Source organism: Serratia sp. T13T92 (assembly GCF_047530105.1).
Lineage (GTDB): Bacteria > Pseudomonadota > Gammaproteobacteria > Enterobacterales > Enterobacteriaceae > Chania > Chania fonticola.
In genome coordinates, this window is record NZ_JBLJAK010000028.1 from 25,504 (window position 1) to 47,112 (window position 21,609).

Annotated in this window: 22 protein-coding genes and 1 other RNA gene; 13 read left to right on the forward strand and 10 right to left on the reverse strand. The window is 54.2% G+C overall.

Annotated features, from left to right (window positions below; translation table 11 throughout):
- The first annotated feature begins 68 nt into the window (after positions 1–68).
- The 5 genes from ACMV5I_RS20965 (at position 69) to amtB (ending at position 6,093) form a co-directional block, all read left to right on the forward strand.
- Positions 69–530 carry an Lrp/AsnC family transcriptional regulator gene (locus tag ACMV5I_RS20965; protein WP_021180156.1) on the forward strand — a complete coding sequence of 154 codons (462 nt, stop codon included), beginning with the start codon at positions 69–71 and terminating at the stop codon, positions 528–530.
- 80 nt (positions 531–610) lie between these two features.
- Positions 611–2,386: a SmdA family multidrug ABC transporter permease/ATP-binding protein gene (locus ACMV5I_RS20970; RefSeq protein ID WP_414825198.1), complete on the forward strand. Its 1,776-nt coding sequence runs from the start codon at positions 611–613 to the stop codon at positions 2,384–2,386.
- Positions 2,379–4,157 carry a SmdB family multidrug efflux ABC transporter permease/ATP-binding protein gene (locus ACMV5I_RS20975; protein WP_202811459.1) on the forward strand — a complete coding sequence of 593 codons (1,779 nt, stop codon included), beginning with the start codon at positions 2,379–2,381 and terminating at the stop codon, positions 4,155–4,157. Before ACMV5I_RS20970 ends, ACMV5I_RS20975 begins: the two co-directional genes overlap by 8 nt.
- A gap of 273 nt (positions 4,158–4,430) precedes the next feature.
- Positions 4,431–4,769, forward strand: coding sequence for a P-II family nitrogen regulator (gene glnK, locus ACMV5I_RS20980; protein WP_004949337.1), 339 nt, complete (start codon positions 4,431–4,433; stop codon positions 4,767–4,769).
- Between the two features lie 37 nt (positions 4,770–4,806).
- Positions 4,807–6,093 carry an ammonium transporter AmtB gene (gene amtB, locus ACMV5I_RS20985; RefSeq protein ID WP_121606053.1) on the forward strand — a complete coding sequence of 429 codons (1,287 nt, stop codon included), beginning with the start codon at positions 4,807–4,809 and terminating at the stop codon, positions 6,091–6,093.
- A gap of 53 nt (positions 6,094–6,146) precedes the next feature.
- On the opposite strand, the gene tesB is transcribed toward amtB, so the two are convergent.
- Positions 6,147–7,010, reverse strand: coding sequence for an acyl-CoA thioesterase II (tesB, locus tag ACMV5I_RS20990; protein WP_024484389.1), 864 nt, complete (start codon positions 7,008–7,010; stop codon positions 6,147–6,149).
- A 234-nt stretch (positions 7,011–7,244) separates the two neighbouring features.
- On the opposite strand from tesB, the gene ACMV5I_RS20995 reads away from it, so the two are divergent.
- Positions 7,245–7,733 (forward strand): YbaY family lipoprotein, encoded by a 489-nt coding sequence (locus ACMV5I_RS20995; protein WP_121606054.1) that lies wholly within the window; start codon positions 7,245–7,247, stop codon positions 7,731–7,733.
- 51 nt (positions 7,734–7,784) lie between these two features.
- Here ACMV5I_RS20995 and ACMV5I_RS21000 read toward each other — a convergent pair whose 3' ends face one another.
- Positions 7,785–8,099: an MGMT family protein gene (locus ACMV5I_RS21000; protein ID WP_141131408.1), complete on the reverse strand. Its 315-nt coding sequence runs from the start codon at positions 8,097–8,099 to the stop codon at positions 7,785–7,787.
- A 231-nt stretch (positions 8,100–8,330) separates the two neighbouring features.
- On the opposite strand from ACMV5I_RS21000, the gene ffs reads away from it, so the two are divergent.
- Positions 8,331–8,427, forward strand: an RNA gene (gene ffs, locus ACMV5I_RS21005) — signal recognition particle sRNA small type.
- A gap of 73 nt (positions 8,428–8,500) precedes the next feature.
- On the opposite strand, the gene ACMV5I_RS21010 is transcribed toward ffs, so the two are convergent.
- Complete coding sequence (locus ACMV5I_RS21010) at positions 8,501–10,288, reverse strand: adenine deaminase (protein WP_414825199.1); 1,788 nt, start codon at positions 10,286–10,288, stop codon at positions 8,501–8,503.
- A gap of 135 nt (positions 10,289–10,423) precedes the next feature.
- On the opposite strand from ACMV5I_RS21010, the gene ACMV5I_RS21015 reads away from it, so the two are divergent.
- Positions 10,424–11,350: a LysR family transcriptional regulator gene (locus tag ACMV5I_RS21015; RefSeq protein ID WP_024484393.1), complete on the forward strand. Its 927-nt coding sequence runs from the start codon at positions 10,424–10,426 to the stop codon at positions 11,348–11,350.
- An 81-nt stretch (positions 11,351–11,431) separates the two neighbouring features.
- Here the strand turns inward: ACMV5I_RS21015 and ACMV5I_RS21020 are convergent, their stop codons facing one another.
- The 3 genes from ACMV5I_RS21020 to ACMV5I_RS21030 form a co-directional block, all read right to left on the reverse strand.
- Complete coding sequence (locus ACMV5I_RS21020; protein WP_021180142.1) at positions 11,432–11,635, reverse strand: HHA domain-containing protein; 204 nt, start codon at positions 11,633–11,635, stop codon at positions 11,432–11,434.
- A 50-nt stretch (positions 11,636–11,685) separates the two neighbouring features.
- Positions 11,686–12,054: an Hha toxicity modulator TomB gene (gene tomB, locus ACMV5I_RS21025; protein ID WP_021180141.1), complete on the reverse strand. Its 369-nt coding sequence runs from the start codon at positions 12,052–12,054 to the stop codon at positions 11,686–11,688.
- Between the two features lie 157 nt (positions 12,055–12,211).
- On the reverse strand, positions 12,212–12,565 hold the full coding sequence (locus ACMV5I_RS21030; RefSeq protein WP_024484394.1) for a hypothetical protein: 354 nt from the start codon (positions 12,563–12,565) through the stop codon (positions 12,212–12,214).
- Positions 12,566–12,944: 379 nt separating this feature from the next.
- Between ACMV5I_RS21030 and ACMV5I_RS21035 the strand changes: the two genes are divergently transcribed.
- From ACMV5I_RS21035 to ACMV5I_RS21045, 3 genes are read left to right on the forward strand one after another with little or no spacing between them, the layout of a single operon-like run.
- Positions 12,945–13,637, forward strand: a complete 693-nt coding sequence (locus tag ACMV5I_RS21035; protein WP_414825200.1) for a metal ABC transporter ATP-binding protein — start codon at positions 12,945–12,947, stop codon at positions 13,635–13,637.
- Complete coding sequence (locus ACMV5I_RS21040; protein ID WP_260512603.1) at positions 13,637–14,494, forward strand: metal ABC transporter permease; 858 nt, start codon at positions 13,637–13,639, stop codon at positions 14,492–14,494. The genes ACMV5I_RS21035 and ACMV5I_RS21040 overlap by 1 nt, the downstream gene beginning before the upstream one ends.
- A 25-nt stretch (positions 14,495–14,519) precedes the next feature.
- A complete protein-coding gene (locus tag ACMV5I_RS21045; protein ID WP_121606058.1) occupies positions 14,520–15,398 on the forward strand; it encodes a metal ABC transporter substrate-binding protein in 879 nt (292 codons plus the stop codon).
- Positions 15,399–15,507: 109 nt separating this feature from the next.
- On the opposite strand, the gene ykgO is transcribed toward ACMV5I_RS21045, so the two are convergent.
- The 4 genes from ykgO to sdeX all read right to left on the reverse strand — a co-directional run bounded on the left by ykgO (position 15,508) and on the right by sdeX (position 20,423).
- Positions 15,508–15,648 carry a type B 50S ribosomal protein L36 gene (gene ykgO / locus ACMV5I_RS21050; RefSeq protein ID WP_071784952.1) on the reverse strand — a complete coding sequence of 47 codons (141 nt, stop codon included), beginning with the start codon at positions 15,646–15,648 and terminating at the stop codon, positions 15,508–15,510.
- Positions 15,649–15,660: 12 nt separating this feature from the next.
- Entirely contained in the window at positions 15,661–15,918 is a 258-nt protein-coding gene (locus ACMV5I_RS21055; RefSeq protein ID WP_024484398.1) for a type B 50S ribosomal protein L31, read from the reverse strand.
- A gap of 159 nt (positions 15,919–16,077) precedes the next feature.
- Positions 16,078–19,224, reverse strand: coding sequence for a multidrug efflux RND transporter permease subunit AcrB (gene acrB / locus ACMV5I_RS21060; RefSeq protein WP_121606059.1), 3,147 nt, complete (start codon positions 19,222–19,224; stop codon positions 16,078–16,080).
- A gap of 17 nt (positions 19,225–19,241) precedes the next feature.
- Positions 19,242–20,423, reverse strand: coding sequence for a multidrug efflux RND transporter periplasmic adaptor subunit SdeX (gene sdeX / locus ACMV5I_RS21065; RefSeq protein WP_121606060.1), 1,182 nt, complete (start codon positions 20,421–20,423; stop codon positions 19,242–19,244).
- A gap of 142 nt (positions 20,424–20,565) precedes the next feature.
- Between sdeX and acrR the strand changes: the two genes are divergently transcribed.
- Positions 20,566–21,213, forward strand: coding sequence for a multidrug efflux transporter transcriptional repressor AcrR (gene acrR / locus ACMV5I_RS21070; RefSeq protein WP_024484401.1), 648 nt, complete (start codon positions 20,566–20,568; stop codon positions 21,211–21,213).
- A gap of 21 nt (positions 21,214–21,234) precedes the next feature.
- The gene (locus tag ACMV5I_RS21075; RefSeq protein ID WP_024484402.1) at positions 21,235–21,588 is read left to right on the forward strand and encodes a DsrE/DsrF/TusD sulfur relay family protein; all 354 of its coding nucleotides are present in this window, start codon (positions 21,235–21,237) and stop codon (positions 21,586–21,588) included.
- Positions 21,589–21,609: the final 21 nt, after the last annotated feature.

Here is a 21,609-nt window from a genome sequence, read left to right on the forward strand (position 1 = left end):
GAAAAAAGGATTGCCATTTTTCCTGTTTAATCGCCTAATGGGAGAAATTTTTTCTATGAAATCACCTTATGTTGGATAAAACTGACCGTAAACTGTTGTGCATGCTGCAACAGGACTGTACGCAATCGCTGCAAGTGCTGGCCGAAGCGGTGAATCTGACCTCAACGCCTTGCTGGAAACGGCTAAAAAGGCTGGAAGATGAAGGTTACATTCGTGCGCGTGTCGCGCTGCTGGATAATGAAAAGCTCGGGCTTGGCCTGACGGCGTTTGTGCTGATAAAAACCCAGCAGCACAGCAGCGAGTGGTATCAGAAATTTGTCGATCTCACCGCGCAGATGCCGGAAGTGTTGGCGTTTTACCGTATGGCGGGGGAGTATGATTACCTGATGCAGGTCGAGGTGGCGGACATGAAAAGCTATGACAATTTCTATAAACGCCTGGTGACCGGCGTGCCGGGGCTGATTGATGTCACTTCCAGCTTCGCGATGGAAAAAATCAAATACACCACGGCGCTACCCGTGCCAGAGTGAAATCGTCACTCAACTGTTGAATGTTAAGGTTGCAGGGCTGCAGCCGGTAATTTGTCGGATACTGTCTGGAATAAAACTGCGTGAGACTCTTTGCTCAAATCGGCTGGTATTTCCGCCGCGAGTGGCGCCGCTACCTCGGGGCCGTGGTGCTACTGATTGCCATTGCCATACTGCAATTGCTGCCGCCTAAGCTGGTTGGCATCATTGTTGATGGTGTCACCAAGGATCAGATGTCCAGCAAGGTACTGATGGCCTGGCTGGGGTTGATGATTGGTACCGCCATTGTGGTTTATCTGCTGCGTTATGTGTGGCGAGTGCTGCTGTTTGGGGCTTCCTACCAGTTGGCCGTAGAACTGCGGGAAAACTTCTATCGCCAACTCAGCCGTCAGAACCCGGCCTTCTATCTGCGTCACCGTACCGGCGATCTGATGGCCAGAGCGACCAATGACGTCGACCGTGTGGTGTTTGCCGCCGGTGAAGGCGTGCTGACGCTGGTGGACTCTCTGGTCATGGGGCTGGCGGTGCTGATTGTGATGAGCACCCAGATCAGTTGGCAATTGACCCTGCTTTCCCTGATCCCGATGCCGATCATGGCGATCGTCATCAAATACTATGGCGATCAACTGCACCAGCGTTTCAAGTCGGCGCAGGCCGCGTTCTCCAGCCTTAACGATCAGGCACAGGAGAGCATGACCAGCATCCGTATGATCAAGGCTTTTGGCCTGGAGGATCATCAGTCCAACCAGTTTGCCGAAGTGGCCGCGCAGACCGGCGCGAAGAATATGCACGTGGCGCGAATTGACGCGCGCTTTGACCCGACGATTTACATTGCTATCGGTGCGGCCAACTTGCTGGCGATCGGCGGTGGTAGCTGGATGGTGGTTAACGGTTCCCTCACGCTGGGCCAACTGACCAGCTTTGTTATGTACCTCGGCCTGATGATTTGGCCGATGCTGGCACTGGCCTGGATGTTCAACATCGTCGAGCGCGGCAGTGCCGCCTATAGCCGTATCTGCAGCCTGCTTGAAGAGGCACCGGCCGTGAAGGATGGTGAACTCGATCTGCCCGCCGGGCGCGGCAACCTGAGTGTGGAAATCAACGCTTTCCATTATCCGCAAACCAACAAACCCGCGCTGCATGACGTGGCGTTACAGCTGCAGCCTGGGCAAATGTTGGGATTGTGTGGGCCTACCGGCTCGGGTAAATCGACGTTGCTTTCGTTAATCCAGCGTCAGTTCGATATTGATGACGGCCGTATCAGCTATCACGGCTTGCCACTTACCCAGATCAAGCTCGACGAATGGCGTTCACGCCTGTCGGTCGTTAGCCAGACGCCGTTCCTGTTCTCCGATAGCGTGGCCAATAATATCGCCTTGGGCAACCCGGCGGCCACTCAGGAACAGATTGAACAGGCAGCGCGCCTGGCCAGCGTGCATGAAGATATTCTGCGTTTGCCCCAGGGTTACGAGACCGAGGTGGGTGAGCGAGGCGTGATGCTTTCTGGTGGCCAGAAACAGCGTATTTCCATCGCGCGGGCGCTACTGCTGGAAGCGGAAATTCTGATCCTCGACGATGCTCTTTCGGCGGTGGATGGGCGCACTGAACACCAGATCCTGCATAACCTGCGCAGTTGGGGGCAAAATCGCACGGTGATCATCAGTGCGCACCGCCTTTCGGCCCTGACGGAAGCCAGCGAAATCCTGGTGATGCAACACGGCTCGGTGGTACAGCGTGGGCAGCATGGGAAATTGGCTACAGAGCCTGGCTGGTATCGCGACATGTATCGCTATCAGCAACTGGAAGCTGCGTTGGATGAGGCTCCTGATAGCACCGAGGAGGTTTTGGCCGATGAGTAAGATACAAACTATGTGGCCAACGCTGAAACGTTTGCTGGCCTATGGCTCGCCTTATCGTAAACCCCTGGGGTTGGCGGTATTGATGTTGTGGGTAGCGGCGGCGGCGGAAGTAGCCGGGCCAATTCTGATCGGCTACTTTATTGATAACTACGTTGCCAAAGGGCAGCTGCCGCTGATGATTGTCAGCTCCCTGGCGGTGGCTTATATCCTGCTGGAACTGCTCGCTGCGGCGTTGCACTATTTCCAGGCCATCCTGTTTAATCGGGTGGCGGTTGGGGTGGTACAACGGTTGCGCACCGACGTGATGGACGCAGCCCTGCGCCAACCGCTGAGCGCCTTTGATACCCAGCCTGTCGGGCAATTGATCTCGCGGGTAACCAACGATACCGAAGTGATCAAAGATCTGTATGTGATGGTGGTGTCCACGGTACTGAAAAGTGCGGCGCTGATCGGGGCGATGCTGGTGGCGATGTTCAGCCTGGACTGGCGCATGGCGCTGGTGGCGATCTGCATCTTCCCGGCGGTGCTGGTGGTGATGGGGATCTATCAATATTACAGCACGCCGATCGTGCGGCGGATGCGTAGCTACCTGGCGGATATCAACGACGGCTTCAACGAAGTGATCAGCGGCATGGGGGTGATCCAGCAGTTCCGCCAGCAGATGCGCTTTGGTGAGCGCATGAGTGCGGCCAGCCGCTCGCATTATACCGCCCGGATGCAGACGCTGCGGCTGGATGGTTTCCTGTTGCGGCCGCTGCTTAGCCTGTTCTCTGCCCTGGTACTATGTGGCCTGTTGATGCTGTTTGGCTTCAGCGGTGAGGGCGCGATTGGCGTGGGTGTGCTGTATGCCTTTATCAACTATCTTGGCCGTTTGAACGAACCGTTGATTGAGCTGACTGCCCAGCAATCGATTTTGCAGCAGGCCGTGGTGGCCGGTGAGCGTATTTTCGAACTGATGGATCGCAGCCAGCAGAGCTATGGCAGTGACGATCGTCCGCTGGCGAGCGGCCGTATCGATATCAGCGACCTGAGCTTTGCCTACCGCAGCGACAAGAAAGTGCTGCAGCATATCTCTTTGCAGGTACCGTCACGGGGTTTTGTTGCCCTGGTGGGGCATACCGGCAGCGGAAAGAGTACCCTGGCTAACCTGTTGATGGGCTATTACCCGCTGAGCGAAGGGGAAATTCGTCTGGATGGTCGTCCGTTGTCCAGCCTTTCACATCGCACCCTGCGCCAAGGCATTGCTATGGTGCAGCAAGATCCGGTGGTAATGGCGGAATCGGTGCTGGCAAACGTCACGCTTGGTCGCTCCATCGGTGAAGAGGCGGTCTGGCAGGCGCTGGAAACGGTGCAACTGGGGGAACTGGTACGTAGCTTGCCTCAGGGCATCCATACGCGCCTGGGGGAGCAGGGGAATAATCTGTCCGTAGGACAGAAGCAGTTGTTGGCTTTGGCGCGCGTGCTGGTCCAGGCACCGCAGATCCTGATCCTGGATGAAGCGACCGCAAACATCGACTCTGGCACCGAGCAGGCGATCCAGCGTGCCTTACGGCTGATCCGCGAGCAGACGACGCTGGTGGTGATCGCCCACCGCCTTTCAACCATTGTGGATGCCGACTCTATTCTGGTACTGCATCGCGGTCATGCCGTGGAGCAGGGGAACCATCAGCAGTTGTTGGCACAGCAGGGCCGCTACTACCAGATGTATCAGCTACAACTGGTGGGCGAAGAGTTGGCAGCCACGACTCGCGACGAAACTCAACCCGCATAACTTTAAGCAAGGGCTCCGCTCCAGGAGCCCGCACCACCAACAGGCAATAGCGCTTTTCAACTCCCTCCTACTGCACTTTCCCAACGCGTAATGCACCAAAAAGGTGCGCCATCCCCAGACTGCGATCTCTGCTTTCGTCTAGCGCTGGCCTCTGACTGTGGGTGTTTCTATGTAATCATTTGAATTTAAATAAAAAATAATTTGTGGCACAGCCTTTGCTTTATATGACTCGTACCGGGGGTAAGTTTTTGGGCTTAATCGTGGAGAGGCAATATGAAGCTGGTTACCGTGGTGATCAAACCATTCAAGTTAGAGGACGTGCGTGAAGCCTTATCCTCTGTAGGTATTCAGGGGCTGACCGTAACCGAAGTCAAAGGCTTTGGCCGCCAGAAGGGGCATGCCGAGCTCTATCGCGGAGCAGAGTACAGCGTCAATTTCTTACCTAAGGTCAAAATTGATATCGCTATTGCCGATGACCAACTGGATGAAGTGGTTGATGTGATTAGCAAGGCGGCCTACACCGGCAAGATCGGTGACGGCAAAATTTTCGTTGCCGAATTGCAACGTGTGATTCGAATTCGTACCGGCGAAACCGACGAAGCGGCTCTGTGATCGCAGGCTCAGTCAACTGAATGGGGATGGATTGATAATGAAAAGACTGTTATCCACGTTGGGCCTGAGTTTGGTAACCCTGGTTCCTTCTTTGGCTCTGGCCGCTCCGGCGGTGGCAGACAAGGCGGACAACGCCTTTATGATGATTTGCACCGCGCTGGTGCTGTTTATGACCTTACCGGGCGTGGCGCTGTTTTACGGCGGCCTGCTGCGCTCCAAGAACGTCCTGTCAATGTTGACTCAGGTGACCGTCACCTTTGCCCTGGTGTGTGTGCTGTGGGTCATTTACGGCTACAGCCTGGCGTTCAGCGAAGGTAACGCCTTCTTCGGTGGCTTCCAGACGGTGATGCTCAAAGGGATCGGGATAGACAGCCTGACCGGCACCTTTAGCCAGATGATCCACGTGGCGTTCCAGTGCTCCTTCGCCTGCATTACCGTGGCGTTGGTGGTGGGCGGCTTTGCCGAACGCATTCGCTTCTCTGCGGTGGTTATTTTTGCCGCCATCTGGTTCACGATTTCCTACCTGCCGATTGCGCATATGGTTTGGGGCGGTGGTTTCCTGGCAGCTGACGGCGCGTTGGACTTTGCGGGCGGTACCGTAGTGCATATCAACGCCGCCAGTGCTGGTCTGGTAGGGGCCTATCTGTTGGGTAAACGTGCTGGCTATGGCAAAGAGGCCTTCAAGCCACACAACCTGCCGATGGTATTTACCGGAGCCTCTATCCTGTATATCGGCTGGTTTGGCTTCAACGCCGGTTCGGCCAGTGCGGCCAACGGTATTGCGGCGCTGGCGTTCCTCAACACGGTAATAGCCACTGCCGGTGCAATCCTCTCCTGGACCTTTGCCGAGTGGGTCGTGCGCGGTAAACCTTCTCTGCTGGGAGCCTGCTCGGGCTGTATCGCGGGTCTGGTTGCGATTACGCCAGCGGCGGGTACCGTGGGTGTAGGTGGTGCGCTGATTATCGGCCTGGTAGGCGGTGTTGCGGGGCTATGGGGCGTGGTAACGCTGAAGAAATGGCTGAAAGTAGACGACACCTGCGATGTGTTTGGTGTGCACGGGGTGTGCGGTATCGTTGGCTGTCTGTTGACCGGCGTCTTTACCGCTTCATCACTGGGTGGAACGGGTTACGCCGCTGGCGTCACCATGGGGCATCAGGTGTGGATCCAGTTGCTGAGCGTTATTGTGACGCTGGTGTGGTCAAGCGTGGCCGCGTTTATCGCCTTTAAGGTCGCCGGGGCCGTGGTGGGGCTGCGCGTACCGGAAGAGCAGGAACGCGAAGGCCTGGATGTGAACAGCCACGGCGAGAATGCTTATAACCAGTAAAATATGTTGAATTAAACTCTGAGGGGGCGATGGAAACATCGCCCCTTTTTCAATTAAACATCGCGCTTGCGGATCACGCCTTCTTGCACCGTCGTCGCTACCAGCACACCGTCGCGGGTGTAGAACTGGCCGCGCACAAAGCCACGGGCACCGGAGGCTGAGGTGCTTTCTACCGCATACAGCAGCCAGTCGTCCATGCGGAACGGGCGGTGGAACCACATGGAGTGGTCAATGGTGGCAACCTGCATGCCCGGCTCAAGGAAACCGACGCCATGCGGCTGTAGCGCCGTCAGCAGGAAGTGGAAGTCAGAGGCGTAGCCAAGCAGATACTGATGGATCCGCAGGTCGTCCGGCATGGTGCCATTGGCGCGGAACCAGACATGGCGATAAGGCTCTTCCACGCTGCCCTTCAACGGGTTGTGGAATTTCACCGGGCGCATTTCGATCGGCTTCGGGCCAATGAACTTGTCGCGCACTTTTTCCGGCAGCATATGCGACAGCTTTTGTGCAATTTCTGACTCCGACATCAATCCTTCTGGCGGTGGGACATCCGGCATGGTGTTTTGATGTTCAAAACCCTGCTCTGGGCTTTGGAAAGAGGCCGTCATGTAGAAAATGGGTTTGCCATTTTGAATGGCGCTAACGCGGCGCGCGCTGAAGCTATTGCCGTCGCGCAGGGTTTCTACGTCATAAACAATCGGTTTACTGCTATCCCCAGGACGCAGGAAATAGCTGTGGAAGGAGTGAACGATACGCTCCGCAGGAACGGTTTGCTTGGCAGCATACAGCGCCTGGCCGACCACCTGACCGCCAAAGACCTGGCGTAACCCCAGATCTTCGCTTTGGCCACGAAATAAACCTTCTTCAATTTTTTCCAAATCCAGCAGTTCGAGGAGGTTGTGCAGTGCCTGGCTCATAAAGTGGCGATCCTTTTAGTCATCATGTTGCGCAGTGTGCTGAATATGATGGCAGGACGTCAATATATTGCGTTATTTCTGCGGCGGCAGCTGTCGCAGCCAGGGTCTTTGTCATGAGGCCTTAGGGCTATTTAGGCCTAGTCCGATAGGCAGTTGTTAGTATTTTGTGCTAGGTTTAATCAGTGTAGTGGTTTAAGCCACCAACATGTGACTAATAATAAAGGAGACCGACCCATGAAACTCTGGCAAATGGTAGGGGGAGCAGCCGCATTGACGATCACACTGGCAGGCTGTGCCCACAAGAATGCGGATGTGCCAACGCAGACGGCTAACGCTGCGGCCTCGCAAACGCAGATCCAAGGCCCGGTGGTGAAGGGCTCAGTTAATATTCGCCAGCGTATCGCGCTGCCACCGGATGCGGTACTGACCGTGACCCTGTCCGATGCATCACTTGCTGATGCCCCTTCACGAGTGATTTCACAGCAGGCGATGCGTACCGAAGGTCTGCAGAGCCCGTTCCGCTTTACGCTACCGTATAACCCTGCGGACATTCAGCCTAATGCGCGTATCATCCTGAGCGCGGCGATTACGGTGAATGGCCAGTTGATGTTTATCACCGATACCATTCAGGAAGTGATCAACCGCAACGGGACCCAGGCCGATCTGCTATTGGTACCGGTACAAAACGTTCCGGTTCAGGTCGCACCTACCCCAGCTCCGTAAGCAGCAATGCCTGCATCTGACAGCCTTTGTGCCTTTGGCCAAAGGCTGTTTTTACCAGTGCCAGCCATACAGTTCAAAATCAACCGTGCTCTGCGGGCCGAAAATAATTCCCTCTGCCAGTAACGCCTGCCGTTGGCGCTGAAAATCTTCACCCTGCTGTGAGATCTGCCCGTGGCGGTTAATGACCCGGTGCCAGGGCAGGGTGCTGCCCTCTGGTAAACGCCGTAATACACCACCAACCTGACGTGCTGCACGGGGTGAGCCTGCCAGCCGCGCAACTTCGCCGTAGGTGGTTACCTTGCCAGGAGGAATGGCGGCCACGATATGGAATACGCGTTGGCTGAAGGTAGCATCTTCTGGTTGCATGGCTGTTTATCCTGTGTGATGTGTGGAAACGCTGCATACAGCAAAATGGGCGCAGCATGCGGCGCCCCTACCCATTGAGCAATATCTCCACTGGGTCATCAATATTAACTAGTGTGCCACAGGCGAGATGGGTAAGAAAACAGCGGTTGCTCCCGGTTGGCTTGCTATTTGCCTGGCCATCACCGATAATGCCCACCGCTTCGCAATTCAAGAAGCCGTCAATGGGGGCCCTGTTGGTTCTCCCGCAACACTAACTGGTGAACTCGGTCAGATCCGGAAGGAAGCAGCCGTAGCGAGTGACGTGTGTGCCGGGATGTAGCTGGCAGGGCCTCCACCAATTTCTAGCCTCCCCCCCCAAAAAAAAGCACCGACAATCTGCCGATGCCTTACCTATTTGATGTTTATGCCTGGGTTTCCCAGCAGGCAACCAGCGGATCGACGATCTGGCGTGTTGTGCCGTCGGTCAGGCCCAAATCCGTTAGGTGCGGTCCGGCATTGCATGCCAGGCAGGTGCCCTCAATCGCCTTGAACACCCGGTAGGGCGGCTCCCAGTCTGCAACCTTGGCACTCAGATCGCGCAGGTTTTTAAACTGCTGCGCCAGCTGTGCGGCGGGGAGATCGGAAAGCATACCGGCGATCGGCATGGCCACCTGCGCCAATATTTCACCGTTCTGGCTGAGAGCCATGCCGCCGCCGGTAGCGATCAGCGCGTTGGCGGCCAGCGCCATATCATGAGGATCGCGGCCCAGCACCACCAGGTTATGCGAATCATGAGAGTAGCTGGTGGCAATCGCCCCCCGTAATTCGCCCCAACCTTCCAGCAATGCCAACTGAGGCTTGGCTGGGTGCCGGGCGTGGCGATGCTGTACCCAAATCAGACTGAACCCCGGCGGGAGCTGTACCTTGCCGTCGCGCACTTCTACCGTGGTTTCATTCCATTGGGTGAAACGTGCCCCTTTGATATGGCGCAACGTGGCCTGGCCGTGACGAATGGCGGCAACGCGCATAATGAAATCATCTGCGGCCAATGGTGGCAGATGGAGCGTGTCACGCGGTGCTGATACGCCAGGTGCGGCTTGCACTGGAGCCAGCATTTTTCCCTGCTCTGCCAGACACTGGCCAGCAACGTAAACCCGCCGGGCCTGGAGGTGTTCCAGGGAATCAAAGACGACCAGATCGGCGATCTTTCCTGCGGCAATCAGGCCCAGATCGTTACGTTGCAAGCGAATGGCGGCGTTGAGCGTAGCCATCCGTAGCGCATCGGTGGCCGGTAATCCGTGTTCAATCAGCAGATTGAGCAGGGCGATAATGCCGCCTTTCTCCAGCAGCATATCGGGTGGCACATCATCGGTGCAGAGGGTGATTTGGGAGGAGAAATGCGGTAGCGATTTTAATGCCGCAACAATTTCAGGCAGCAGATAAGGATGAGAGCCCCGGATCTCCAGCGTCAACCCGGAGCGTAGTTTCTCCAGAGCATCGGCAGCAGAGGTCAGTTCATGATCGGAGGTCACGCCTGCGGCCAGATAGGCTTGCAACTGCGGGCCGCTTAAACCGCGCGCATGGCCTTCGATCAATTTGCCGCTGTTAAGCCCGGCATTGAGGATCTCCTGCATCCGTTCGCTGCCGTGCAGCACGCCGTGCATATCCATCACTTCCGCCACGCCGCCCACTTCCGGCCAGGCTAACATGGTATCCATCTCATTGCCGCCAAAGTCGGCACCGGACATTTCCAGCCCAGGCGTCGAAGGCACGCTGGAAGGGGCCGCACAGATCACCCGCAGAGGCAGGTTGCGGCTGGCATCCACCGCGTAGCGCACTCCCGCTACGCCAAGCACGTTCGCCAATTCATGCGGATCCCAGAAGATAGTGGTGGTACCTTGCGCGACGACGATCTCGGCATAGCGTTCTGGCAGCAGGTGGGAGCTCTCAACGTGCACATGGGTATCGATCAGACCTGGGCTGAGGTAGGCACCCGCCAGGTCTTGTGTCCGATGTGCTGTTGGCAAGGAGCCACAAGGATGAACGCTGGAAATCAGCGGGCCGACAATGCCAATATCAACCAGGCGGATTTCCCCGGTGACCATGTCGATCAGGTTGGCATTGGTCAGCAAGAGATCAAACGGCGTATTACCCAGCGCAGCCTGTACGGCACGCTGGCGCTCACCGTTACTGACAGAAAAGGTGGTCATGATAATCCCCGGAATAGAGTAAGGGAGTTACTGTAGGCGGGGGCGTAAGCTTTGCACAGATGATTTAATTTATTGCGTGATAAGAAACGTTTATGCTGTGGCAAACGTTTACCTCTTTTCCTGGCAGGTTAGGCTATGTCCGAGCCATGGCGACGGTTACCCGCGCTTTCCCTCAAGCAAATTCAGTACTTTGTGACCCTGGCGCAGTTACGACATTTCACCGATACCGCCAGCCGTCTGGCGATCAGCCAGCCCGCGTTAAGCAGTGCGCTGCGGCAAGTCGAAACCGTGCTTGGCGGGAAGTTAGTCAATCGAACGGCCTCTGCGGTGACCCTGACGGAACTAGGCACGGCGATCTTGCCGCATGCGCAACGGCTGCTGAATGTGGCTCACGCTACCTTTGATGATATGCAGCGCGTCATGTTGGCCGGAGGGGATGGCACGTTACGTATCGGTCTGGTGCCTTCGGTGAGCAACCTGCTGTTTCCTGCGGTACCGCGATTGCTGGCGCAACATTTCCCGCGTTTACGCGTAGAATTCCACGACCAAACCAATGATTCCCTGCTACTACAGTTGGAAAATGGGCAGATAGATTTTGGCATAGGGGCTTTGGACAGCTCGGTGCCAGATCGGCTTGAGATTTATCCATTGCAGGAAGATCCGTTTGTGGCGGTGATGCGCCGGGACGATCCCTTGGCGGATCCACATCATCTGCCCTGGCGGCAATTGGCTAACAGAGATATTGCGGTATTTTCGAAAGGGAATAGCAGTCGATTAGTGTCGGCACTGGCGGAAAGCCATCGTCTGAACTTAACGGCACGTTATCAGGTGGATTTTCTGGAAACGCTGTATGGTTTGGTGCGGTCACAATTAGCGGTGGCTATTTTGCCGCAGCTTTATACGACGCATTTAAACGATGAAGAATTAACCGTTATTCAATTGCAACAGCCATTACTTAGCCGCACTGTGGCACTTATGCGCAGCGCAAAACAAAATCACTCGCCTTTAATTGAAAACTGTTTCCAGTTGCTACTGCACGATTTTCAGCTCAGAGGCAAGTAAACTTGAATTTTTAAGATAATGCTTAATCTGCGCGACCATTGAAGCCGATAATATTATCGGCTCAACGCAAGGCTACTTTGATTATCTTACAAATTTCCAAACGGCGACCGGAATTTTATCGTACAGCTTGTTCATGGTCAGTTCGGCCAGGCGATGATCAGCGGCAGAGTAGAACAGCTCTAGCTCATCGTCAGAGAGTTCGTACTTATTTTTCTCGATCACTCGCTCAAGGGTTTCAATCGTGGTGCATTTACGCAAACGCATCAGATAGTCAATTTTTGTCATGATAACCTTTAGTCTTATTAACCATAAAATTATTTGAGGATAATTATCCCCTAAGTTTTCATCGTGGTACAGACGCCCTCTCCTGAGAACAATCTGAATGTGCGTGCCTTGGTTTTTTGCCAGCGACGCAAATCGGAGTCATTAATACCGTAGCTGCTAAACAGGGTATAGGTATCGTCGAGGTACTCTTCGACCAGTTCCGATAAATCACCTTCGTCCATGTATTTAATTTTAAAACTCATTACAAACGAAGCAATATGTTCGATCAGCTCATTAAGCTGCAGATTGACGGCGGACGTTGGATCGTTAACCCAGCCATGGTGGCTGTCACCCAAGGTAGCGATGCCTTCGTCGTACAAATTTTCACATAAGAATTTGAGTTGAGCAATATCGTGCCTTTTAGGCGAATACTCATCCATATCATCCCCCGTCAGTCTTAATTTCGGTGTTGATAACACTCTGTGAGTACATTGACTTAACATCATATGCTGTAAAGCTTAGCTCAGGCTTAATAAACTTTCAGCATATTAAATATAAATCATTTTTTGCCATCTAGCTTGTTACTATTACCGAAACTTACAATTCGTCAGCGGTTGATGGCCGTGAGTTGTCGATAACCTCAAACACCAAACCCTTTTCCGTCAGGGTAAAAGTGACAGAATCATTTATGTATTCGTCACCACTGATATCCAGGCATGCGTTAAAAATCGACCACTGATAGCGGTAACTCATTGAATACTCGCTATTACCGATGCAGTTAATCTCAATGATTTCTAATGAGCCTTCCACATAGCGTGCATTCTCGGAGTAAAAGCTTAGCCCACTGGTGAGCGCCGGTACCAAGTCAGATAATTGATTACCGACCACTTTCCTTAATTGTTTCACAGAAAGTGTGTCTACTTCGGAACAACGACTTAGCGTCACTAGCATTTGGATATCTGGTTGTATCACATTCTATGCCTCTATCTTACTCCTTTTCCAGCCTTGATGGGCAAACTTTTCACTGAATAACGCTTTTTTACCCAGCTTTGAGATTTTTACCGTTCGATAGTTCTGCCACTCACCCAGCAGCACCGGCTCGATAGCCTGAAAATGTTACGTTCCGTTGCATTATTGGCACTTGAACGACTTGAGGATCTCTAGTTTATGTGATGTTATATTATTACACTTGTGTAATCCTTATGGCGATCACCATGCTGCCTTTCCTTCCCGTTACCCTGTTTACCTCAGCCGCGATTTTGCGCTGCGCAGCCGTTGGCGTATTGCTGGCCTTACTATGGCTAGCCATTGCGTGGGCGGTTGTGCTGCCATGATAACGTTGCAAAATGCCATCGTGGGTTATGGCCGTACCCCTTTGTTTCCACCGTTATGCGGTTGTTTTGCCGCCGGTTCATTAACGGCGGTGATTGGTGTTAACGGCGCCGGCAAATCTACGTTATTGAAGTCGTTGGCCGGGTTGCATCCGCTGCTGGGCGGAAAACTACATTTTGCGGGCGGGAAGGCTCCGGCGATGGCCTATTTGCCACAACTGGCGGAGTTGGATCGTCAATTCCCTATTCTGGTTCAGGATTTGGTCGCTATGGGTTGCTGGCCGCAAAGCGGCCTGTTTGGCGGTGTGAATAAATGCTCCATGCAGCAAATTGCAGGTGCGTTGGACACCGTGGGCATGAGTTCCATGGCGCGTGAGGCGGTAGGGGAGTTATCCGGTGGGCAGCTGCAACGCGTACTATTTGCCCGTCTGTTGGTCCAGCAAGCGCCACTGATTTTACTGGATGAGCCCTTCACCGGCATCGATGCGGCAACCACTCAACTTTTGCTGCAGGTCATTGCGCAGTTACACCGGCAGGGAAGAACGGTGATTGCCGTATTGCACGATATGTCTACCGTAGCCAACCATTTCCCCGAAGCGCTGTTGCTTACCACCGAACGCTGCCATTGGGATAACGCTGAGCGCGTGTTAGCGCATTATTCGACGGCGGCTAATCAGAGGGGGGCCGCGTAGTGACACTATTCCATCTGCTGCTCGATCCTTTTGTCTCTTTCGGATTTATGCGCCGTGCATTGGTTGCCTGCCTGGCAATATCGCTGAGCGCTGCACCACTAGGGGTGTTTTTATTGCTGCGCCGGATGAGCCTGGTGGGTGATGCGCTTTCTCATGCGGTATTACCCGGTGCAGCAATTGGCTATTTGATTTCAGGCATGTCGCTGGTAGCCATGGGCGTAGGGGGATTTATTGCCGGGCTGGCGGTAGCCATGCTGTCCGGGCTGGTGAGCCGCAAAACCCCGTTAAAAGAGGACGCCAGCTTTGCGGGTTTCTATCTGGGGTCGCTGGCGTTGGGCGTCACGCTGGTCTCTTTACGCGGATCGAGCGTTGATCTGCTGCACGTATTGTTTGGCTCGATCCTGGCGGTGGATGCGCAGGCGCTTGTTATGGTCGGCATTATCGCCAGTATTTCGCTGATGATGCTGGCAGTGCTGTATCGGGCTCTGGTGATTGAATCCTTTGACAACACTTTTTTACGCGTCAGTGCACCAGGCTCACTGGCGTGGATCCACGGGTTTTTTCTCGCCTTGGTGGTGATCAACCTGGTGGCCGGTTTTCAAATCCTTGGCACCCTGATGTCGGTGGGGCTGATGATGCTACCGGCGACCTGCGCCCGGTTCTGGGCGCGAGATTTGCCACAAACATTGGCCGTGGCGATGGGGATTGGGTTGCTCGCCAGCCTGGTTGGTCTGGAGTGGTCCTACTACGCTTCATTGCCCGCAGGCCCGGCGATTGTCCTCAGCGCCAGCGTGATGTTTTTAATTTCGATTTTGTTTGGGACGCGTGGCGGGATGTTGCGCCGTGCGCGTCATTGAGAAGTGCTATCTGCAAGGAGAAAACATGAAATCTTTACCCATAACGCTGGTGGCAGCTGCTCTGCTCGCCAGCCCGTTAGCGCAGGCGAAAACCGTTGAGGCCGTGGCCAGCTTTTCTATTCTTGGCGATATCGTCAAGCAGGTGGGGGGCGAACATGTGAAGGTCAGTACGCTGGTTGGCCCGGATGGCGATCCGCACAGTTTTGAGCCATCGCCGCAAGACAGCAAGCAACTGGCGCAGGCCGATGTGGTGTTTGTCAGCGGATTGGGGCTTGAAGGTTGGATGGATCGGTTGGTGAAGGCTTCCGGTTATCAGGGGCCGGTGATCACCGCATCCAAAGGGATCGACTCGCGCAGTATGGAAGAAGAGGGCAAACAGGTCACCGATCCACACGCCTGGAACAGCATGAACAATGGCGTGCAGTATGCGACCAACGTGATGAATGCGCTGATTGCTGCAGATCCTGAAGACGCCGCCTATTTCCGCCAACGTGGCGGTGAATATATTCAACAGCTTCAACAGCTCGATGGTTGGGCCAAAGCCCAGTTCGCGGCGGTGCCACAGCAAAAACGCAAGGTGCTGACCAGCCATGATGCTTTCGGCTATTTTGGTCAAGAGTACGGCGTCACCTTCCTTGCCCCGGTCGGTTTTTCTACCGAGGCTGAAGCCAGTGCCAGCGATGTCGCCGGGTTGATCAAGCAGATCAGGCAGGAAAAAGTCCATGCCTACTTTATTGAGAACCAAACGGATCCGCGTTTGGTGCGGCAGATCGCGGCGGCAACGGGGGCGAAAGCGGGAGGTGAGCTGTATCCTGAAGCACTATCCAAACCGCAAGGCCCGGCGGCCAGCTATGTGCAGGCATTCAAACACAACGTCGAGGCCATTGTTAGCAGCATGAAGTAGATTTTATGCCCACCGCGTGCGGTGGGCTTTTCTCTTTGCAGTGGCATTTGGCAATAAAAAAAGCCCCGTTGAGCAGCAACGGGGCTTTGGCTACTAATGACACTTTGGCTTAACGTTTCTTCTTACGTCCCTGTACCGCTTTAAAACGCGGGTTGGACTTACAAATTACAAAGATGCGGCCATGGCGGCGCACAACCTTGCAATCCGGATGGCGTTTCTTCGCCGAACGCAGTGAACTCAATACTTGCATCATCAACCCCGATTACTTTCTGCTGTTAACCAAATGGCCAAACCGCTGCTGGAAGCGCGCGGTACTGCCTTCTTTTGAGAACTCTTTCTGCTTGCCGGTGTAGTAAGGATGCGAAGCGGAAGAGACGTCTATGGTGACGTAGGGCCAGCTTTTACCCTCAAGCTCGATAGTGCGATCGGTTTTGATGGTCGACCCCACCTTGAAGTAGGTATCGGCGCTGAGATCGTGAAATACGACGGTACGGTAGTCTGGATGGATGCCTGTTTTCATGATGCTCTCAAATGTTATGTTATACTATAACAATTATTATGCACCTCTCTGGGATCGGGATCAACCCCCAAAATAGCGTTAATCAGAGTTGGACTTATTGGCTAAATGGCAGGCAAAAAAAAGGCCGCTTGCGCGGCCTTGGTTGTCAGCAGGAAAGCATCAGTGATGCTTAACCGGATGGGCGTGTTCCAGATCTTCAGTCTTTTTGCTGAAGCGGCGGCGAACCACCACGAAGAACACCGGTACAAAGAAGATTGCCAAGACGGTAGCTGTCACCATCCCGCCCATTACGCCGGTACCTACCGCGTTCTGAGCGCCAGAGCCTGCGCCGCTGCTGATAACCAGCGGCATAACCCCGAGGATAAAGGCCAGTGATGTCATCAGGATTGGACGCAGACGCATACGCACCGCTTCCAACGTTGATTCGATCAGCCCTTTACCTTCTTTATCCATCAGGTCCTTGGCGAATTCTACGATTAATATCGCGTTCTTCGCCGACAACCCAATGGTTGTCAACAGGCCTACCTGGAAGTAAACGTCGTTTTCCAGCCCGCGCATGGTCGCGGCCAACAGGGCACCGATGACGCCCAAAGGCACAACCAACATAACGGAGAACGGAATCGACCAGCTCTCATACAGAGCCGCCAGACACAGGAACACCACGATCAGTGAGATGGCGTACAGTGACGGAGCCTGGTTACCGGACAGACGCTCTTGATAGGACATACCGGTCCAGTCATAGCCGACGCCGTTTGGCAGTTTCGCCGCCAGCTCTTCCATCATGTCCATCGCTTCACCGGTACTCTTACCCGGTGCTGCCTGGCCGAGGATTTCCATCGATGGCAGGCCGTTGTAACGTTCCAGACGCGGTGAACCATATTCCCATTTCGCCGTGGCGAAGGAGGAGAACGGTACCATCTGCCCGGTGCTACCACGAACAAACCAGTTATCAATATCATTCGGCAGCATACGGAACGGGGCATCAGCCTGTACGTAAACCTTCTTCACACGACCGCGGTCGATAAAGTCGTTCACATACGAGCCACCCAGCGCAGTGCCGATGGTGGTATTAATATCGCTCAGGGAAACACCCAGCGTCTGTGCTTTCTCCTGATCGATGATCAGTTTGAACTGAGGCGTGTCTTCCAAGCCGTTCGGGCGCACGCCGACCAGCAAATCAGGATGCTCTGCTGCCATGCCCAACAGCTGGTTACGTGCTGCTGTCAGTTTTTCATGACCCAGGTTAGCCTGATCGATCAACTGGAAGTCGAAGCCGGTCGCCGTCCCCAGTTCCACAATCGCTGGCAGGTTAAAGGCAAATACCAAGCCGTCTTTAATCTGCGAGAAAGCTCCCATTGCACGGGCAGCAATTGCCGGCACCTTGTTCTCTTCACCTTTACGCTCAGACCAGTCTTTCAGGCTGACAAACGCCAAACCGGTGTTCTGACCCTGGCCGCTGAAGCCGAAACCATTAACGGTGAACACCGAGTTAATGTTGTCGCCTTCTTTCTCGTGGTAGTAGCGGTTAACTTCGTCCAGGACTTTCTGGGTACGTTCCTGAGTGGCACCCGCTGGCATTTGCACCATGGTCAGCAGGATGCCCTGATCTTCGTCCGGCAGGAACGAGGAAGGCAAGCGCATGAACAGTACTGCCATACCAACCACGATCAGCAGGTAGATCACCAGATAACGCCCGGTGCTACGCAGAATGTTCGCTACGCTATCGGTATAGTGATGGGTGCTCTTCTCAAACAGGCGGTTGAACCAGCCAAAGAAGCCGGTCTTGATGCCGTGATCGCCTTTCGGGATCGGTTTGAGCATGGTGGCACACAGCGCAGGCGTCAGGATCAACGCGACCAATACCGACAGCACCATGGCGGAAACGATGGTAATCGAGAACTGGCGATAGATTGCCCCGGTTGACCCACCGAAGAAGGCCATCGGGATAAATACCGCTGACAGCACCATGGCGATACCCACCAATGCGCCCTGGATCTGTTCCATCGATTTCTTGGTGGCTTCTTTTGGCGGCAGGCCTTCTTCGGCCATGACACGCTCAACGTTTTCTACCACCACGATGGCGTCATCCACCAGCAGGCCTATTGCCAACACCATGCCGAACATCGTCAGGGTGTTTATCGAGAAGCCAAACATTGCCAGGATGGCGAACGTCCCCAGCAATACTACCGGCACGGCGATCGTTGGGATCAGCGTAGCGCGGAAGTTCTGCAGGAACAGATACATCACCAGGAACACCAGGATGATCGCTTCAATCAGGGTTTTTACCACTTCGTTAATGGAAATCTTAACGAACGGCGTGGTGTCATAAGGGTAAACAACTTTCAGACTTGCAGGGAAGAACGGTTCCAGTTTGGCCAGTTCTGCCTTGACTTCTGACGCCGTGTTCAGGGCGTTGGCACCGGTTGCCAGCTTGATACCGATACCGGCAGCAGGCTTACCGTTATAACGAGCAATAACGTTGTAGCTTTCACCGCCCAGTTCAACTTTGGCCACATCACTCAGACGCACCTGCGAACCGTCCGGGTTGACTTTCAGCTGGATCTTGCTGAATTCTTCCGGCGAGGTCAGGCGGGTTTGCGCGATGATCGAGGCGTTCAACTGTTGGCCTTTCACCGGGGGAGTCCCACCGAGCTGGCCTGCAGCAACCTGGTTGTTCTGAACCTTGATCGCAGCGATAACATCGCCCGGGGTCAGTTGGTAGTTGTTCAGTTTGTTGGGATCAAGCCAGATACGCATCGCGTACTGGGCACCGAACAGTTGAACGTCACCCACACCAGAGGTACGGCTGATAGGATCCTTGATGTTGGAACCTACATAGTCCGCGATATCCTCTTGCGTCATGCTGCCATCTTCGGAAATAAAGCCCGCTACCATCAGGAAGCTGCTGCTTGATTTCTCAACGCTAACGCCTTGTTGCTGTACTTCTTGTGGCAGCAGCGGCATTGCCAGTTGCAGCTTGTTCTGTACCTGTACCTGAGCGATATCAGGGTCGGTACCAGAGTTGAAGGTCAACGTAATCTGGACGTTACCGGACGAATCACTGTTGGAGGACATGTACAGCAGGTTATCGATACCGTTCATATTCTGTTCGATAACCTGCGTCACGGTATCCTGCACCGTTTTGGCGTCAGCGCCCGGGTAGTTGGCGGCGATCGTGACTGCTGGTGGCGCAATGGTCGGATATTGCGCAATAGGCAGCTTCATGATCGACAAGATGCCCGCCAACATGATGATGATGGCGATTACCCATGCAAATATGGGGCGATCTATAAAGAACTTAGCCATGTATTACCGGCTCCTTTTTATGACTTCTTCTCGGGTTCAGACGCAGTCTGTGGCTTGCTATCAGCTTCTTGCGCTTTCACCTGAACGCCAGGCCTGATTTTTTGCAGGCCGGTGACAATCACGCGATCGCCCGGTTTCAAACCAGCCGTCACCAACCACTTGTCGCCAATCGCCTGCGCGGCGGTCAGCGTACGTACTTCCACTTTATCGTCCGCACCTACAACCATCGCGGTAGCTTCGCCACGCGGGTTACGGGTGACACCCTGTTGTGGAACCAGCAAGGCATCGGTACGTACGCCTTCGTCCAGACGGGCGCGTACGAACATACCTGGCAGCAAGGCATCGTTCGGGTTAGGGAAAATGGCACGAATAGTGATGGAACCGGTGGTTTCATCCACGGTCACGTCAGAGAATTCCAACGAACCTTCTTGTGCATATTCCTGGCCGTTTTCCAATAGCAGCTTCACTTTGGCCTTGCCGTTTTCCTGTTTCAGGGTGCCGTTAGCCAATTCCTGTTTCAGGCGCAGATAGTCATTGCTTGACTGGGTCACGTCGACATACATCGGATCCAGTTGTTGCACGGTAGACAGCGCATTGGCCTGACCGGAAGTCACCAGTGCCCCTTCGGTTACCGATGAAAGGCCGATACGACCAGAGATTGGGGAAGTCACTTTGGTGTAAGCCAGGTTGATACGGGCGGTTTCCACGGCGGCCTTGGCAGCGACCACGGAAGCGTTAGCCTGCATCAGGGTAGAGTTGGCATTATCGAAGTCTTGCTTACTGATGTAGCTGGTACCCAGTAAAGGCTTGTAACGGTTGACTGTCAGACGCGCGATTTCTGCTGCGGCCTGGGCTTTGGCCAGGTCGCCTTTGGCACTGTCATAAGCGGCTTGATAGGTCGCTGGATCGATTTGATACAGTGAAACACCCGCCTTGATGTCGCTGCCTTCAGTAAAGTTGCGTTTCAGGATGATGCCACTAACCTGAGGGCGAACTTCGGCGATGCGGTATGCTGCGGTACGACCAGGAAGATCGGTAGTAATATTGAGAGGTTCAGCTTTCAGCGTCACCACACCTACGGCAGGAGCCGGGTGTTGGGCCTGTTGCTGGGTTTCTTTATCATTACATCCTGTAAGCACTAAGCTGCCTGAAAGCATCAGAACTGCCGCCAGAGGCGTTAACCCTCTGTTTTTGTTCATAGAAAAACCTCAAGTGTCCGATTTCAAATTGATCAATGGATCACAAGCTTTAAAACCCATTGCTGCGTTAATTTTATCTGCGTGCTATGGTACATACATTCGCGAATGTATGTAAATCACACTCCCTGTAAAAAACAACAGCATGGCACGAAAAACCAAACAGCAGGCGCAAGAAACACGACAGCAGATCCTTGACGCTGCGGTGAGGGAATTCTCTGAACGTGGCGTATCAGCAACCTCACTGACAGATATCGCCACCGCTGCAGGGGTGACACGTGGTGCAATTTACTGGCACTTCAAGAACAAGGTAGACCTGTTTAATGAAGTTTGGGAGCTCTCAGAATCGAAAATAGGCGATCTGGAGTTAGAGTATCAGGCAAAGTATCCCGATAATCCACTGCGTATTTTAAGAGAAATTCTGATTTATATTCTGACCGCTACGGTAGATGACTGTCGGCGCCGGGCATTGATGGAGATCGTGTTCCATAAGTGCGAATTTATCGGCGAAATGATGCCGTTACATGACGCTCGCAAGGTGCTTTACCTTGAAGGTTATGATCGTATCGAACGCGTTTTACGCAATAGCATGGATCAGGGGCAACTCCCAGCCGATCTGCATACCCGCCGGGCCGCAATCATCCTGCGTGCTTACATCACCGGCCTGATGGAGAACTGGCTGTTTATGCCGGAAAGCTTTGATCTCAAAGCCGAGGCGAGTATCTTGGTCGACAGCTTCCTCGAAATGGCGCAGCTTAGCCCTTCTTTACGTGTGAACGCGCCAGTCCTGTAGACCTCGATAAGGAGAATCCCAATGTCATCTCTGTTACTGATTGCCAACGGTGCGGCTTATGGCCAGGAGTCGTTATTCAATGCGCTACGTCTGGCGATCACCCTGAAAGAACAGCAGCCCGAGCTGCAGTTGAAACTGTTTCTGATGTCCGATGCGGTCGTGGCGGGCATAGCCGGGCAGCAGCCGCGTGAAGGCTATCATTTGCAGCAGATGCTGGAGATTCTGACGGCGCAGCAGGTGCCGGTCAAACTGTGCAAAACCTGTGCCGATGCCCGTGGCGTCAGCCAACTGAAGCTGGCCGATGGCGTAGAAATTGGCACGCTGGTGGAATTGGCCCAGTGGACGCTGGCGGCGGAGAAAGTGCTGACTTTCTGAGTCCCTGGCGATTCATGTCCT